9 protein-coding genes, 3 tRNA genes and 2 rRNA genes are annotated in these 16256 nt (G+C 45.0%); 5 read left to right on the plus strand and 9 right to left on the minus strand.

Annotated elements, in window-relative coordinates:
* Positions 1-56: 56 nt before the first annotated feature.
* From VCASEI_RS10260 to VCASEI_RS19770, 7 genes are all read right to left on the minus strand, one after another.
* A 23S ribosomal RNA gene (locus tag VCASEI_RS10260) occupies positions 57-2944 on the minus strand.
* Between the two features lie 354 nt (positions 2945-3298).
* Positions 3299-3374 (minus strand) — tRNA-Val (locus VCASEI_RS10265).
* 43 nt (positions 3375-3417) lie between these two features.
* A tRNA-Lys gene (locus VCASEI_RS10270) sits at positions 3418-3493 on the minus strand.
* Positions 3494-3512: 19 nt separating this feature from the next.
* A tRNA-Glu gene (locus VCASEI_RS10275) sits at positions 3513-3588 on the minus strand.
* A 91-nt stretch (positions 3589-3679) separates the two neighbouring features.
* A 16S ribosomal RNA gene (locus VCASEI_RS10280) occupies positions 3680-5236 on the minus strand.
* Together the 16S and 23S rRNA genes with 3 tRNA genes alongside form the textbook arrangement of a ribosomal RNA operon.
* 612 nt (positions 5237-5848) lie before the next feature.
* On the minus strand, positions 5849-6412 hold the full coding sequence (locus VCASEI_RS19765; RefSeq protein WP_264298569.1) for an amidohydrolase family protein: 564 nt from the start codon (positions 6410-6412) through the stop codon (positions 5849-5851).
* Positions 6397-7200 (minus strand): amidohydrolase family protein, encoded by an 804-nt coding sequence (locus VCASEI_RS19770; protein WP_264298570.1) that lies wholly within the window; start codon positions 7198-7200, stop codon positions 6397-6399. The genes VCASEI_RS19765 and VCASEI_RS19770 overlap by 16 nt, the downstream gene beginning before the upstream one ends.
* A gap of 487 nt (positions 7201-7687) precedes the next feature.
* Here VCASEI_RS19770 and VCASEI_RS10290 point away from each other — a divergent pair, with 487 nt between their 5' ends.
* From VCASEI_RS10290 to VCASEI_RS10300, 3 genes are read left to right on the plus strand one after another with little or no spacing between them, the layout of a single operon-like run.
* The gene (locus VCASEI_RS10290) at positions 7688-8695 is read left to right on the plus strand and encodes an ABC transporter substrate-binding protein (protein WP_110957789.1); all 1008 of its coding nucleotides are present in this window, start codon (positions 7688-7690) and stop codon (positions 8693-8695) included.
* A complete protein-coding gene (locus VCASEI_RS10295; RefSeq protein WP_110957790.1) occupies positions 8692-9507 on the plus strand; it encodes an ABC transporter ATP-binding protein in 816 nt (271 codons plus the stop codon). The genes VCASEI_RS10290 and VCASEI_RS10295 overlap by 4 nt, the downstream gene beginning before the upstream one ends.
* A gap of 56 nt (positions 9508-9563) precedes the next feature.
* Complete coding sequence (locus tag VCASEI_RS10300; protein ID WP_086961732.1) at positions 9564-10337, plus strand: ABC transporter permease; 774 nt, start codon at positions 9564-9566, stop codon at positions 10335-10337.
* 35 nt (positions 10338-10372) lie between these two features.
* On the opposite strand, the gene VCASEI_RS10305 is transcribed toward VCASEI_RS10300, so the two are convergent.
* Positions 10373-11916 (minus strand): IS3 family transposase gene (locus VCASEI_RS10305; RefSeq protein WP_110957763.1). Its coding sequence is split into 2 segments (ribosomal slippage): positions 10373-11451 and positions 11451-11916, totalling 1545 coding nucleotides; the frame shifts between segments, so codons are not numbered across the junction.
* Between the two features lie 79 nt (positions 11917-11995).
* On the opposite strand from VCASEI_RS10305, the gene VCASEI_RS10310 reads away from it, so the two are divergent.
* Together VCASEI_RS10310 and VCASEI_RS10315 are read left to right on the plus strand one after the other, a co-directional pair.
* Positions 11996-12469 carry a nucleoside deaminase gene (locus VCASEI_RS10310; RefSeq protein ID WP_086961733.1) on the plus strand — a complete coding sequence of 158 codons (474 nt, stop codon included), beginning with the start codon at positions 11996-11998 and terminating at the stop codon, positions 12467-12469.
* A gap of 116 nt (positions 12470-12585) precedes the next feature.
* Complete coding sequence (locus tag VCASEI_RS10315) at positions 12586-13575, plus strand: isopenicillin N synthase family dioxygenase (protein ID WP_089110696.1); 990 nt, start codon at positions 12586-12588, stop codon at positions 13573-13575.
* Positions 13576-13639: 64 nt separating this feature from the next.
* On the opposite strand, the gene clpB is transcribed toward VCASEI_RS10315, so the two are convergent.
* Positions 13640-16216, minus strand: coding sequence for an ATP-dependent chaperone ClpB (clpB, locus tag VCASEI_RS10320; RefSeq protein ID WP_089110695.1), 2577 nt, complete (start codon positions 16214-16216; stop codon positions 13640-13642).
* Between the last annotated feature and the right edge of the window lie 40 nt (positions 16217-16256).

Here is a 16256-nt window from a genome sequence, read left to right on the forward strand (position 1 = left end):
CATTCAAGCATGTCTTATATATCTATTAAGTCCAACCAAAACCCTTTAGGTGTTGTATGGTTAAGCCTCACGGGCAATTAGTATTGGTTAGCTCAACGCCTCGCAGCGCTTACACACCCAACCTATCAACGTCGTAGTCTCCGACAACCCTTTAGGACGCTTAAAGCGCCAGGGAAGACTCATCTCAGGGCTCGCTTCGTGCTTAGATGCTTTCAGCACTTATCGATTCCGAACTTAGCTACCGGGCAATGCCATTGGCATGACAACCCGAACACCAGAGGTTCGTCCACTCCGGTCCTCTCGTACTAGGAGCAGCCCCCTTCAATCTTCCAACGCCCACGGCAGATAGGGACCGAACTGTCTCACGACGTTCTAAACCCAGCTCGCGTACCACTTTAAATGGCGAACAGCCATACCCTTGGGACCGACTTCAGCCCCAGGATGTGATGAGCCGACATCGAGGTGCCAAACACCGCCGTCGATATGAACTCTTGGGCGGTATCAGCCTGTTATCCCCGGAGTACCTTTTATCCGTTGAGCGATGGCCCTTCCATTCAGAACCACCGGATCACTATGACCTGCTTTCGCACCTGCTCGAATTGTCATTCTCGCAGTCAAGCGGGCTTATGCCATTGCACTAACCACACGATGTCCAACCGTGTTTAGCCCACCTTCGTGCTCCTCCGTTACTCTTTGGGAGGAGACCGCCCCAGTCAAACTACCCACCAGGCACTGTCCTCACCCCAGATAATGGGGCTAAGTTAGAACATCAACACTACAAGGGTGGTATTTCAAGGTTGACTCCACATCCACTGGCGTGAATGCTTCAAAGTCTCCCACCTATCCTACACATGTAGGGTCAATGTTCAGTGCCAAGCTGTAGTAAAGGTTCACGGGGTCTTTCCGTCTAGCCGCGGGTACACTGCATCTTCACAGCGATTTCAATTTCACTGAGTCTCGGGTGGAGACAGCGTGGCCATCATTACGCCATTCGTGCAGGTCGGAACTTACCCGACAAGGAATTTCGCTACCTTAGGACCGTTATAGTTACGGCCGCCGTTTACCGGGGCTTCGATCAAGAGCTTCTCCGAAGATAACCCCATCAATTAACCTTCCGGCACCGGGCAGGCGTCACACCGTATACGTCATCTTACGATTTTGCACAGTGCTGTGTTTTTAATAAACAGTTGCAGCCACCTGGTATCTGCGACTCCCGTCAGCTTAGAGAGCAAGTCTCATCACCAACAAGAGCGTACCTTCTCCCGAAGTTACGGTACCATTTTGCCTAGTTCCTTCACCCGAGTTCTCTCAAGCGCCTTGGTATTCTCTACCCGACCACCTGTGTCGGTTTGGGGTACGATTTCTTACAAACTGAAGCTTAGAGGCTTTTCCTGGAAGCATGGCATCAATGACTTCACTACCGTAGTAGCTCGACATCGTGTCTCAGCCTAACAATTTCCCGGATTTACCTAAGAAATTAGCCTACGCACTTGAACCTGGACAACCATCGCCAGGCCCACCTAGCCTTCTCCGTCCCCCCATCGCATTTATAAGAAGTACGGGAATATTAACCCGTTTCCCATCGACTACGCTTTTCAGCCTCGCCTTAGGGGTCGACTTACCCTGCCCCGATTAACGTTGGACAGGAACCCTTGGTCTTCCGGCGAGGGAGTTTTTCACTCCCTTTATCGTTACTCATGTCAGCATTCGCACTTCTGATACCTCCAGCAAACTTCTCAGTTCACCTTCAACGGCTTACAGAACGCTCCCCTACCCATCCTAGTAAACTAGGATGCCGCAGCTTCGGTGTATAGCTTAGCCCCGTTACATCTTCCGCGCAGGCCGACTCGACCAGTGAGCTATTACGCTTTCTTTAAATGATGGCTGCTTCTAAGCCAACATCCTGGCTGTCTGAGCCTTCCCACATCGTTTCCCACTTAGCTATACTTTGGGACCTTAGCTGGCGGTCTGGGTTGTTTCCCTCTCCACGACGGACGTTAGCACCCGCCGTGTGTCTCCCGGATAGTACTTACTGGTATTCGGAGTTTGCAAAGGGTTGGTAAGTCGGGATGACCCCCTAGCCTTAACAGTGCTCTACCCCCAGTAGTATTCGTCCGAGGCGCTACCTAAATAGCTTTCGGGGAGAACCAGCTATCTCCAGGTTTGATTGGCCTTTCACCCCTAGCCACAAGTCATCCGCTAATTTTTCAACATTAGTCGGTTCGGTCCTCCAATTGATGTTACTCAATCTTCAACCTGCCCATGGCTAGATCACCTGGTTTCGGGTCTATACCTAGCAACTCGACGCCCAGTTAAGACTCGGTTTCCCTACGGCTCCCCTATACGGTTAACCTTGCTACTAAATATAAGTCGCTGACCCATTATACAAAAGGTACGCAGTCACACCACGAAGGTGCTCCTACTGCTTGTACGTACACGGTTTCAGGTTCTATTTCACTCCCCTCACAGGGGTTCTTTTCGCCTTTCCCTCACGGTACTGGTTCACTATCGGTCAGTCAGGAGTATTTAGCCTTGGAGGATGGTCCCCCCATGTTCAGACAGGATATCACGTGTCCCGCCTTACTCGTTTTCACTTAGTATGCGTTGTCGGTTACGGGGCTATCACCCTGTATCGCGGCACTTTCCAGAGCCTTCACCTGACGCATATAAAGCTTAAGGGCTAATCCAATTTCGCTCGCCGCTACTTTCGGAATCTCGGTTGATTTCTCTTCCTCGGGGTACTTAGATGTTTCAGTTCCCCCGGTTCGCTTTATTAACCTATGTATTGAGTTAATAATACGTGCTTATGCACGTGGGTTTCCCCATTCGGAAATCGTAGACTCAAGTGGCTTTTACTGCCTAATCTACGCTTATCGCAAGTTAATACGTCCTTCATCGCCTCTGACTGCCTAGGCATCCACCGTGTACGCTTATTCACTTAACCATACAACCCAAAAGGGTCTTTATGTATGTCAACTAAATAAGGTTTAGTTTTTGTTTATTTTGGAGGGTAATCCAAAATAAACGATTTGCCGGACTCAATAGAACAAACCATTACTGGTTTGTAGAATACAAGACACTTGAATGTGTGTTGTTACTTATTACTTGCAAGCAAGCAATAAGATTTGAGAACTTTTATTAAGATAAACAGTAAATGTTTATCTAGTCAGCTTTCCAAATTGTTAAAGAGCAAGAGTTTATTCTTTTCAAACAAACCACTTTTTAAAGACTCTTGGCGACAAAAATTCCCATCCAAAGTAGTTATTGGATGCGAAGCATCGTAAAAGTATTTAAAGAGTGGTGGGCGATACCGGGCTCGAACCAGTGACCCCCTGCTTGTAAGGCAGGTGCTCTCCCAACTGAGCTAATCGCCCACATTGTTTTCTTACCTAAAGTAAGCATTTCCGTGGGAGGAAATGGTGGGTCGTGCAGGATTCGAACCTGCGACCAATTGATTAAAAGTCAACTGCTCTACCAACTGAGCTAACGACCCAGATCTTCATTAAAGAAGATGGTATCCCGTAGGGGAGTCGAACCCCTGTTACCGCCGTGAAAGGGCGGTGTCCTAGGCCTCTAGACGAACGGGACACGGACGGTGAAAGCATTGGGATGCTTTCAAACTCTTTTCTATATAAACCTAATCAATCTGTGTGGGTACTCATCAATAATAAATCTTTCGTAAGGAGGTGATCCAGCCCCAGGTTCCCCTAGGGCTACCTTGTTACGACTTCACCCCAGTCATGAACCACAAAGTGGTAAGCGTCCTCCCGAAGGTTAAACTACCTACTTCTTTTGCAGCCCACTCCCATGGTGTGACGGGCGGTGTGTACAAGGCCCGGGAACGTATTCACCGTGGCATTCTGATCCACGATTACTAGCGATTCCGACTTCATGGAGTCGAGTTGCAGACTCCAATCCGGACTACGACGCACTTTTTGGGATTCGCTTACTTTCGCAAGTTCGCTGCCCTCTGTATGCGCCATTGTAGCACGTGTGTAGCCCTACTCGTAAGGGCCATGATGACTTGACGTCGTCCCCACCTTCCTCCGGTTTATCACCGGCAGTCTCCCTGGAGTTCCCGACATTACTCGCTGGCAAACAAGGATAAGGGTTGCGCTCGTTGCGGGACTTAACCCAACATTTCACAACACGAGCTGACGACAGCCATGCAGCACCTGTCTCAGAGTTCCCGAAGGCACACCTGTATCTCTACTGGTTTCTCTGGATGTCAAGAGTAGGTAAGGTTCTTCGCGTTGCATCGAATTAAACCACATGCTCCACCGCTTGTGCGGGCCCCCGTCAATTCATTTGAGTTTTAATCTTGCGACCGTACTCCCCAGGCGGTCTACTTAACGCGTTAGCTCCGAAAGCCACGGCTCAAGGCCACAACCTCCAAGTAGACATCGTTTACGGCGTGGACTACCAGGGTATCTAATCCTGTTTGCTCCCCACGCTTTCGCATCTGAGTGTCAGTATCTGTCCAGGGGGCCGCCTTCGCCACTGGTATTCCTTCAGATCTCTACGCATTTCACCGCTACACCTGAAATTCTACCCCCCTCTACAGTACTCTAGTTTGCCAGTTTCAAATGACCTTCCGAGGTTGAGCCCCGGGCTTTCACATCTGACTTAACAAACCACCTGCATGCGCTTTACGCCCAGTAATTCCGATTAACGCTCGCACCCTCCGTATTACCGCGGCTGCTGGCACGGAGTTAGCCGGTGCTTCTTCTGTTGCTAACGTCAAGCAACGCCGCTATTAACGACGAAACCTTCCTCACAACTGAAAGTACTTTACAACCCGAAGGCCTTCTTCATACACGCGGCATGGCTGCATCAGGCTTTCGCCCATTGTGCAATATTCCCCACTGCTGCCTCCCGTAGGAGTCTGGGCCGTGTCTCAGTCCCAGTGTGGCTGATCATCCTCTCAGACCAGCTAGGGATCGTCGCCTTGGTGAGCCATTACCTCACCAACTAGCTAATCCCACATAGGCGTATCCTAACGCGCGAGGCCCGAAGGTCCCCCGCTTTGCTTCTTTCCTTTAACAGAAAGGAGATTATGCGGTATTAACAGTCGTTTCCAACTGGTATCCCCCTCGTTAGGGCAACTTCCTATGCATTACTCACCCGTCCGCCGCTCGACGCCGAAGTAGCAAGCTACTTCTCGTTTCCGCTCGACTTGCATGTGTTAGGCCTGCCGCCAGCGTTCAATCTGAGCCATGATCAAACTCTTCAATTAAAGTTTTGTTGATGCTTTCGCATCGGCTCAATGATTACTGACTTCAAACTTATTCTTCTTAAAAAGAAGAAGTAACTTTAAAGTTTATTATCATTTCCCAGCAGGAAATGATAATGAATTGACTGTGCCGCTATTATTACTTTCACTTTAAAAAGTGAAATCAAACAAGCTCAAAGCTGTTCTTATTAATAGCCGTTTGGTCACTCAGTTCATTGATAATTCTTTTTGATTATCATCAACGAGTGCCCACACAGATTGATAGGTTTAAATTGTTAAAGAGCGTTGTTCTTTCGGCTTTCGCCTCAGTGAACAGGTCGGTCATTTTAGTCATTTAAGCTTCGGTGTCAAACACTTTTTGAAACTTATTTTCTAATCCTTTTTGAGAAGGTTTTGACCTCTGACTCGCAGCGCCGTTAGGCTGTGTGCTCCGTGTCAGTGAGGGCGCATTATAGAGAAGCTCATCATATTGGCAAGCCCTTTTTTCAAAAAAACACATAAATAAGTGTTAAGCGCTCAATTTACAACCAAAGCTTTATTTACACACATTTACACGAGTTAAACTCACAGGTTTTCCACAGAAAAAGAGGGAAATAAAAATAAATCCCCGTTAGATTAACAGCCAACCCTTGTAAGTAAATCGATAAAAGAGGATTGCGCATTAGCAATCAGTCTTTCTTTATCAACTAAACAACTTTCATTTTGGTAAATCACATTGCCATTTATCATACTGAGCTTTATATGAGCAGGTTCACCACATAGGATTGGCACATATAAAGTTGAATGAACCCCTTGATAGCGAACTTGATTTAAATCATAAAGTACAATATCAGCTGCAAAACCTACTTCTATTTTACCTACCTTATCTAAACCTAATAGCGAAGCCCCATTTTGAGTTCCCCATTTAACGACATTTTCTAGACTCGTACTTGCGGCACCATGAGTCGCCCTATGTAATAGCCAAGCTAGATTCAGCTCTTGAAGCATAGATCCCGATTCAGAAGAAGCCGAACCATCAACTCCGATGCTGATATTCATCCCCGCTTGTTCCATTTCAATAATAGGGGCGATTCCACTACCCAATCGACAATTAGACGTAGGGCAATGTGAAATACCGGTTTTTGTTTCAGACAGTGTTCTTATGTCTTGCTCGTTAGCTTGCACTAATGAGCAAACCAAACATCACTACCAAGCCACTCACATTCTGCGGCATAGTCCACAGCACTTTTCTCGTATTTAGATAACGACTGCTGCTGATCAAACTCCACCTCTAATAAATGAGAGTGCATTCTTAAGTTACGTTGGCGTGCAAAAGACGAGAGCTGTTTTAAATCTTCAGCTGGAGATGAATGGATTAAACTCGTGGGTGCCACCACCAACTGCCGCATCGGCATATCGGTATTTTGATGATATAGACTATAGCTATCATCCAAGCGTCGTAGCATTAGATCGATAGATTCAGGTTCAATTCCAGCTTTGGCGAGTCCTTTGTGTGTTCCTTTGGTTGTCGCGCCACCTCGACAAAGTACCAAACGTATTCCCATATCATCCGCCGCTTGCCACACTGCCGCTTCTAATTCAGGTGACGTCTTCGCGTGATAGAGATAATGGTGGTCCGCGCAAGTTGTCACACCAGAACGAATCAAATCATAAAATCCAAGGCATGCTGCGCTGTACATTATTTCTGGTGTAATCTTTGGCCAATATTGATAAGGCACACTAGCAAGCCAATCACCTAGTGGTTGGTTTAGTCCAGCAGGAATACCTTTTAATATAGATTGAGCTAAATGATGGTGGGTATTGACGAAGCCGGGATAAACCACACATTGGCTGGCATCAATCAGCTGTTCACCTTCTTGCAGCAGAAGATCGGAGCCTATTTCCGTTATTACCCCCTTATCTATCCTTATATCTGTTGCTGTTTGTTCCGTAACTATCCCTTGTGCATTTTTAATTAGATATTTCATGATCACTCCATCACTATCTTTCGACATGATATGAGCAATGTCCCAGCGCCAAAGCACCTAACCGCTTCTACTCATCTAACATAACATTCATACTCAGCTAGCAATTAATAAGCCAGAAAGTCATTCCCTCTATATATAGCTTTATATTGTTCAGAATAAGAAATGTTGCACCAAATAAATGCACAGTTAACTTTCTGCACTTTTTCAACGCAATCCACTGCACCAAAACGCTCCCTAGATATAAAGGTAGAGCAAAATGTTAGCTGTTAAATAAATGTTATTTCTAACAATAAATCTATTTTTCGTTTTTTTATATGCATCTGGCATAGCGTTTGCTCTATTAACTATGTGTGACAACCACAGCTGTGAGTAGAAGCGGTTAGATGCAAAACATCGGGACATTGCTCACCATTACCAAAAATTGCCAAAGTGCTATATGAATCATCATTAAGCCAATATGGAATTATATTGAGTAAAGGAGAACCAAATGAAACTTTCAATCAAGCAATGCATCCACTTAACGTTAACCACAGCTGCACTATCCACTAGCGTCAATGTCTTGGCCGCGGACAAAGTCAACTTCCAACTCGACTGGCTACCGGGGGGAGATAAAGCACCAGTTTATGTTGCCGTGCAGCAAGGCTTTTTTGCCGAGCAAGATCTTGATGTCACCATTCGCCAAGGTAAAGATTCAACCGATGCAATCACTAAAGTTGCCACCGGTACTGCAGACATAGGCTCTTCTGATCTCGTGTCACTATTAGTCGCCAAGGCCAATGATGATGTGCCAGTGAAAGCGGTATATTCTGTCTTCAGCAAAGCGCCTTATGCTTTTTATGTATTGGAAGACTCTGGCATTAACTCTGTCAAAGACGTTGCCAATAAAAGCGTGGCAACCTCTCCTTTCACTTCTGCTAACGTATTCTTACCCCTACTACTGCGTAAAAACCATGTTGATGAAAGCAGCGTGAAAGTCACCAAAGCCGATCCGGGCGCACTCAATCCAATGCTGATCACCGGCAAATCTGATGTGATGATCTCTTGGGTCACCGATACCGTTAAAAACCAAAGCCAAGCTGAAGCAGTAGGAAAGAAATTGAAGATCCTACCTTGGCATGATGCAGGGTTAGATTTTTATTCCTCTTCACTTATCGCCAGTGATCGTTTCTTAGCGAAAAAGCCCGATGTCGCGAAACGCTTTATCAAAGCCTACGCAAAAGCCGTTGCCTATACATGGGAACATCCGCAGCAAAGCGCGCAAGATGTTCATAAAATGGTGCCAGAAGTGGATACCCAACAAGCCGCCGATACTATTATGTCGATTAAAGACTTAGTGATTAATGAAGTCAGTAATAGAGATGGCATCGGTGCCTTTACCCCAGAGCGTCTTGCTGAAACCTGGAAGTGGACAGCCGAAGCTCAACAACTCGACGTCAATAAGTTTGATCCTGAAAGCGCTATTTCTCGTGACTTTATGCCGGGAGGTAAATCATGAACCCTTTTGTTTCTTTCAAACAAGTTGGCCACACCTACCACAGTGACAATGGCTCGGTAAAAGTGTTAAACAACGTCAATTTTGATGTTGAGAAGAACCAGTTTATTTCGATCGTTGGTCCTTCAGGTTGTGATAAATCCACCTTGCTGAGATTACTTTCAGGACTCATGCAATCGACCGAAGGCCAAGTCGAAATCTTTGGCCGCCAAGTCACCGAACCGAGAGAAGACATCGGAATTGTTTTTCAAAAGCCGACCTTACTGCCGTGGAAGAATGTACTCGAAAACGTATTGTTTCCACTCAAACATAAGTTTGGTCATATCACCAATAAAGAGCGTGACTTTGCTAAACAGCTGATCAACAAAGTGGGATTAAAAGACTTTCATAACAGCATGCCGGATCAACTCTCCGGCGGTATGCAACAACGAGTAGGCATTGCACGAGCGCTGTTACTTGATCCTGATATTTTAATTATGGATGAGCCATTTTCCGCACTGGATGCACTGACCCGAGAAGAAATGGGCTTTGAGTTACTACGCCTGTGGAATGAGAAGCCTAAAACCGTGTTATTTATTACTCACTCGATATCTGAAGCGGTCTTACTGTCAGACAAAGTACTAGTGATGGGCCCTCGTCCAAGTACCGTGGTAGAAGAAATTAATATCGATCTACCTAGACCTAGAACACTCGATACAATTCAACATCGACTATTTGCTGAATACACAGGGAAAATCAGGGAGCACTTTTACTCACCCCCTTCAACTCAGCAAGAAAACGAAAGCAATATCTCTCAAATAAGGACTGTCGCCTAGCCTAAAGCTAACTAGCGATACTCTTTATTCATACGACGTCACTATAAGGAAATAGTATGTCTATTAAAAAGCTTTATAAAAATAGCCTACCATTACTGGCGATGCTGGCTATTCTACCGATATGGGAAATCATCTGCCGCACATTTGAGATCCCTAACTTTATTTTGCCAGCACCATCGGCAATCGCAGAAGCCTTTATGCAAGTCTCGGCTGAACGCTGGCTCGATAATCTCTGGGCAACATTAAGAATCGCATTATTAGGGTTTGGCTTATCGCTGTTAGTCAGTATTCCTTTAGCAATAATGATGGTCAGCTCCAAGTTTTTAACTAAAGCGGTTTTCCCACTACTGGTAATCGTACAATCCACACCAGTGGTTGCCATTGCGCCACTACTTATTGTGATTTTAGGTACAGGAGATGCTCCACGTTTAGCCATCACCTGCTTAATTACCTTCTTCCCATTAGTGGTTTCTGCGACAACTGGCATGTTATCTACCCCATCAGAATTAATCGAGTTATCTAAGTCACTCAATGTGTCGCGAGCAAAAACCATTTGGCAAATTCGCCTACCTTATGCCATTCCCCATATCTTTAGTGGTGTCAAAGTGGCGATTACGCTGTCGGTGATTGGCGCGGTTATTTCAGAATTTGTCGCTGCCGAAAAAGGTCTAGGCTACTTTGTTCAATTCTCAACATCATACTTCAAGATCCCACAAGCTTTTGCAGCCTTAGTCTTTCTATCGGCGGTGAGCATGCTGCTATTTAAATCCGCGCATTGGATCCAAAAAGGTTTCTTCGCTTGGAGTTTACCTCAAGATAAAAGCCATTAACGGTGTTTGTCAAACTAGTTGTCGCGATCACTACGTTATGCACTCTCAGCCTTGACACTATTTTGTTCAGGGTTTAAGTACACTTCTTTTGGTAAATCCCAATTACGGATATTACCGCTCCAGCGCTCAGGGTGAGCATCTTTAGCACCTTGATAAACTTCTTTTCTATTAGCCAATATGTCACCCGCTAATCCTGAATGCCTTTGATGTGGGCTGACGTATTTGATGCCACTATGTTTGTGGTTAAAATTATACCAGTGGCTAAATTTCAACACCCAACTACGCGCCTCATCAATTGTTGAAAACCCTTTATACGGATAGTCAGGGCGATATTTACACGTTTTAAATATCGACTCAGCATAAGCATTATCATTGCTCACCCTAGGACGATTAAAAGACGACACGACACCTAAACTATAAAGTGTTTCAAGCATTGATGAGCCTTTCATTGGGCTTCCATTATCCGAATGCAGTACCAGAGGATTATCTTTAACTCCTTCTTTTAAATGAGCTTTCTTAATTAATATTGATGCATTTTCTGCTGATTCGTCATCATGAATTTCCCATCCAACAATCTTTCGACTAAATATATCGAGTATCAAATATAAATAAAAATGCAGCCCTTTAGCGGGGCCTGGTAACCAAGTAATATCCCAACACCACACTTGGTTTGGCCCTGTAGCACAGTGTGTCGTCGGTACTTTTCTCTCTTTTATCTGACTACGTCCGCGAGCGTTTTGCTGTTTTTCTTCATGAAGAACACGATAATATGTTGATTCAGAAGCAAGATAAATACCCTCATCTGCTAATGTAGGGACGATTTGGCTTGGTGGTAAGCTCTTAAAATCATCGCTATTAACGATGGCTAATATGTTATCTCTCTCTGCTTTTGATAGCTTATTTTTTGGCTCAGGGCGCTGAGATATTGGTCTACCATCTGTTTTTATGTTCCCGTCAACAGTCCAACGTTGATACGTCCGGACACTGATCCCAAGTTCACGGCAAGCTTTAAACTTTGGCGCACCAGAACTCACAGCTTCATTAACTAGTTTAACTGCTTGAATGCGAGCTGAGTCGAGGATCATTCGTCCTCGGCTTCCCCCCAGATCGCATTTGCTTTTTTTCTTAACACCAATAGTGCTGCGGTTTCAGCGAGTGCCTTATCTTTTCGACGTAGCTCCTTTTCTAATTGATTGATCTGTTTTTTATCTTTCTTTGTTTCGGTGGAGAAGGCTTTTTCTTGCTCTTTAACGTTAGCGTTTGCATCTATACACGCATTTCGCCAAGCCGATACTTGTTCCACATAAAGACCTTTGCCTCGGCAATATTCCGCTAACTCAGCTTGATTTAAAGAGGCTGTTTCCAACACGACTGAGAATTTATTTGCTGATGACCACTGCTCAGCATTCTTTCCATCACCTGGCACTAAATGCCCCTTATCAATTGCTTGTTTTCGCCAATTATACAAGGTTGATTCACCAATCCCCATCTCGATTGATAATTGGGCTATTGCTATATTATTTGGAGGCATCATCTTCTGAAGAGCCGACTCTTTGCTTTGCGCTGAATAATGTTTCATTGTTACTCCACGCCCTCTGTTTAATGGTTGAATATTAAGCGCGACAACTAGTCTGACAGAGAGGGTTAAGGAGCGAGCCATGACACCAGAACAAGACAAAAAACACTTACAGCAAAGTCTCGATTTAGCTGAAAAAGCCAAGCAGCAAGGCATTCATCCTTTTGCAACAATTTTAGTCAACGCTCAAGGCGAAGTGCTGCTTGAACAAATCAATGGCTATCTGCCAAATAAAGATATGACCGGCCATGCTGAGCGATTAATTATGACGGAAGCGAGTCAAAAATATCGCCCTGATTATTTGAAAGACTGCACTCTGTATATTTCTGCCGAACCTTGCGCCATGTGCGCCGGAGCGATTTATTGGGCGGGCGTAGGGCGAGTGGTTTACGGATTAAGTGAACATCGGCTAAAACAAATCACCGGTAATCACCCTGAGAACCCAACCTTAGATCTACCTTGTCGCACTGTTTTTTCAGCAGGACAACGACCGATGGAAATCATTGGTCCACTGATGGAAGAGCAAGCGGCGCAAATACATGATGGGGTTTGGTAAACCTTCTTATACATAACAGAATAAACACAACAGGAGTAGAAGCGGTCTGTAATGGGTAACCATTGCTGGGCATTGCTCCAATCACTAAGCACACGCTTAACTATTGGAGAAATAATATGACCACTACAGCTTACGCACTGGATGAACTGCAATTTGAAACTACCATCGGCGGAAAAGGGATTGATGCACAACATAGCAATATTCCCATCATTAATATGAGCCAATTTGAATCTCGCCGAGCTGAGATCACTGAAGCATTATGGCAAGCCGCCACCCAAGTCGGTTTCTTTCAAATTAAAAACCATTCCATTGCTCTAAAGGATATTGAACACGCTTTTCAACTTAGCGAGCAATTGTTCTCTCTTCCTCAACAACAAAAACAGCCGTTAAGCCTAAAGCCTGGGAAAAATGCCGGTTGGGAATTCAAGCAACAGGTTCGCCCTTCTACAGGTACTGCCGATCAAAAAGAATCCTACCAAATCACGCGCCCTCACATGGAAGGGATATGGCCAGACCAAGCGCCTTTAGCCAATTTCCAGCAAGACATGCTCAACTTTGAATCTCAAGCGTGGCAACTCGGTATGAACATCCTGTCTTGTTTTGCCGATAAACTGGGATTTGAACGCGACTTTTTCAGGCAAGTCCATCAACCGAATTCAGAGCAATATCAAAGTACATTAAGGCTGCTTCACTATTTACCAATGGCGCAACTGCCACAAGGCGAAGAACATTGGCGCGCGGGCGCTCATACCGATTTTGATTGTTTGACTATGGTAGTCCAACAACCGAATCAAGGCGGATTACAAGTTGCCGCGGGGAAGGATTATCAGCATCAACAAGTGTGGAGTAATGTAGTACCACAAGCTGGCGTGATCACTTGTAATATTGGCGATATGTTAATGCGTTGGAGTGATGATAAGTTAAAATCGACATTGCACCGCGTTCGCATGCCCTACCCTGAAGAAAATCAAGGTTCACGCTATAGCATGGCATTTTTCTGTCAGGCCAATAAAGATCAAGTAATTCAAGGGCCGAATAAAAAATATCAAGCAATGACCGCCGAAGAGTATTTGAACATGAGAATTCAGGCGAATTTTGCGAAATAAGCTCAATAATAACAAATAAAAAAGGGAGCAGATAATTGCTCCCTTTGATTCATTGAAGATTTAATTAAGATTGATGAGCAACGATCTCATCATCTTTCACCGTTAGATGGACTTTCTGCCCAGGAATTAGCTCCCCAGCCAGAATCGAACGAGCCAACGGGTTTTCGACCATTTGTTGGATCGCACGTTTCAATGGACGAGCCCCATAAACCGGGTCAAAGCCGACTGCCGCAACCAAAGACAACACGTCTTCATTCACCTCTAATTCATACTCTTTTTCCGCCATACGTTGACGTAGACGATCCAGTTGAATAGAGGCAATTGACTTAATTTGTTCTTGTCCTAATGGATGGAAGACCACACATTCATCCACGCGGTTTAAGAACTCAGGTCTAAAATGCTGGCTGACGATCTCCATTACTTCAGCTTTCATCGATTCATACGTCGAGGTCATCGCTTTTTCTTGAATTCGATCGGAACCCAAGTTAGATGTCATGATCACCACGGTATTTTTAAAATCTACCGTTCGGCCTTGGCCATCAGTCAAACGTCCATCATCTAACACTTGCAATAAAATATTAAATACATCTGGATGCGCTTTTTCTACCTCATCAAGTAAAATCACCGAGTAAGGTTTGCGGCGGACCGCTTCGGTTAGGTAACCACCTTCTTCGTAGCCAACATAACCCGGAGGCGCGCCGACTAAACGAGACACCGAATGCTTCTCCATAAACTCCGACATATCAATCCTAACCATGGCATCTTCACTATCAAACATAAAGTTCGCTAATGTTTTACACAGCTCGGTTTTACCTACCCCGGTTGGACCTAAGAATAAGAAAGAGCCAATCGGTTTATTCGGATCGGATAGCCCAGCACGACTACGACGAATCGCATTCGACACTACATCTACCGCTTCTTTCTGGCCAATCACACGTTCATGTAACACTGTTTCCATCGAAAGTAATTTGGCTTTCTCCGCTTCAAGCATTTTCGATACTGGAATACCGGTTTGGCGTGATAGCACTTCAGCAATTTCAGCATCCGTCACGCGATTTTTAAGCAATGTCAGCTCAATATTCTCGGCTTGTGAGGCATTCTCCAATTGCTTTTCTAGCTCTGGGATCTTGCCATATTGCAACTCAGACATTCGTTGCAAATCACCAGCACGACGAGCCACATCCATATCTAAACGGGCTTGTTCCAGTTCCGTTTTAATATGTTGAGTGCCAGAAAGTGAGGCTTTTTCGGTTTTCCACACTTCTTCTAACTCTGAATATTCACGCTCTTTCTCTTCCAGTTCTTGGTTAAGAATGGCAAGGCGCTTGGTACTTGCCGCATCACTTTCGTTTAACAGTGCTTGCTGCTCAATTTTTAATTGAATAATACGGCGATCTAAACGATCCATCGATTCTGGTTTAGAATCCATTTGGATGCGAATACTCGATGCCGCTTCATCAATCAAATCGATCGCTTTATCTGGCAACTGCCGATCCGATACATATCGATGCGATAATGTAGCCGCTGCGACAATGGCCGGATCGGTAATTTCAACATGGTGATGCAGTTCATAACGCTCCTTCAAACCACGCAAAATCGCAATGGTATCTTCAACCGTAGGTTCATCGACCAGCACTTTTTGGAAACGACGCTCTAGAGCGGGATCTTTTTCAACATATTGACGATATTCATCCAAGGTCGTCGCCCCCACACAGTGAAGCTCACCACGAGCCAAAGCAGGTTTTAGCATATTACCGGCATCCATCGATCCTTCGCCCTTACCGGCACCCACCATGGTATGCAATTCATCGATGAACAAAATCACATTGCCGTCTTCTTGCGCCAGTTCATTCAATACCGCTTTTAGGCGCTCTTCAAATTCACCACGGTATTTTGCACCAGCGATCAATGCGCCCATATCCAACGAAAGCACGCGACGATTACGTAATCCTTCCGGTACTTCGTTATTAACGATACGCAAAGCTAAACCTTCGACGATCGCCGTTTTACCAACCCCCGGTTGGCCAATCAATACTGGGTTGTTTTTGGTACGACGTTGCAAAACCTGAATGGTGCGACGAATTTCATCATCACGCCCAATCACAGGATCAAGTTTGCCCTGCTCTGCTCGCTCCGTTAAATCAATGGTGTACTTTTCTAAGGCTTGACGCTTTTCTTCCGCATTCGGATCGTCAACATTTTGCCCACCACGAATCTCATCAATCGCCTTAGAGACTTTGTCTTTCGTTAATCCAAAATCTTTAAATAATTTGCCTAAAGGACCACGGTCTTCCACCGCGGCCAACAAGAAAATTTCCGATGAGATATACGCATCTTTTCTTTGCTGAGCAAATTGATCACAAAGATTTAATAAATTGCCAAGTGACTTTGACAACTGAACGTCACCGCCCGTATCGGTTACTTTCGGTAGTTTGTCTAATTCTTGGCTTAATTTTGAACGCAACTGGGTACCATCGACACCGAGCATGGTGAAGATAGGCCGAATGGTACTACCATCTTGGTCCAATAAAGCCTGCATCAAATGTACAGGTTCAATAAATTGATGATCTCGTCCTAACGCGAGTGATTGCGCATCAGAAATAGCAAGTTGAAACTTGCTAGTAAATTTGTCAAAACGCATAATAAGCCTCCACTTTCAGAAAAGGCATCTCACAACAAGA

It is taken from the genome of Vibrio casei (assembly GCF_002218025.2).
In the GTDB taxonomy this organism is placed as follows: Bacteria; Pseudomonadota; Gammaproteobacteria; order Enterobacterales; family Vibrionaceae; genus Vibrio; species Vibrio casei.

What these genes read in the sequence shown, in the direction of transcription:
- VCASEI_RS19770 (WP_264298570.1), bottom strand. Translation starts at nt 7,200, where the DNA reads ATGAAATATCTAATTAAAAATGCACAAGGGATAGTTACGGAACAAACA.
- VCASEI_RS10290 (WP_110957789.1), top strand. Translation starts at nt 7,688, where the DNA reads ATGAAACTTTCAATCAAGCAATGCATCCACTTAACGTTAACCACAGCT.
- VCASEI_RS10295 (WP_110957790.1), top strand. Translation starts at nt 8,692, where the DNA reads ATGAACCCTTTTGTTTCTTTCAAACAAGTTGGCCACACCTACCACAGT.
- VCASEI_RS10300 (WP_086961732.1), top strand. Translation starts at nt 9,564, where the DNA reads ATGTCTATTAAAAAGCTTTATAAAAATAGCCTACCATTACTGGCGATG.
- VCASEI_RS10310 (WP_086961733.1), top strand. Translation starts at nt 11,996, where the DNA reads ATGACACCAGAACAAGACAAAAAACACTTACAGCAAAGTCTCGATTTA.
- VCASEI_RS10315 (WP_089110696.1), top strand. Translation starts at nt 12,586, where the DNA reads ATGACCACTACAGCTTACGCACTGGATGAACTGCAATTTGAAACTACC.
- clpB (WP_089110695.1), bottom strand. Translation starts at nt 16,216, where the DNA reads ATGCGTTTTGACAAATTTACTAGCAAGTTTCAACTTGCTATTTCTGAT.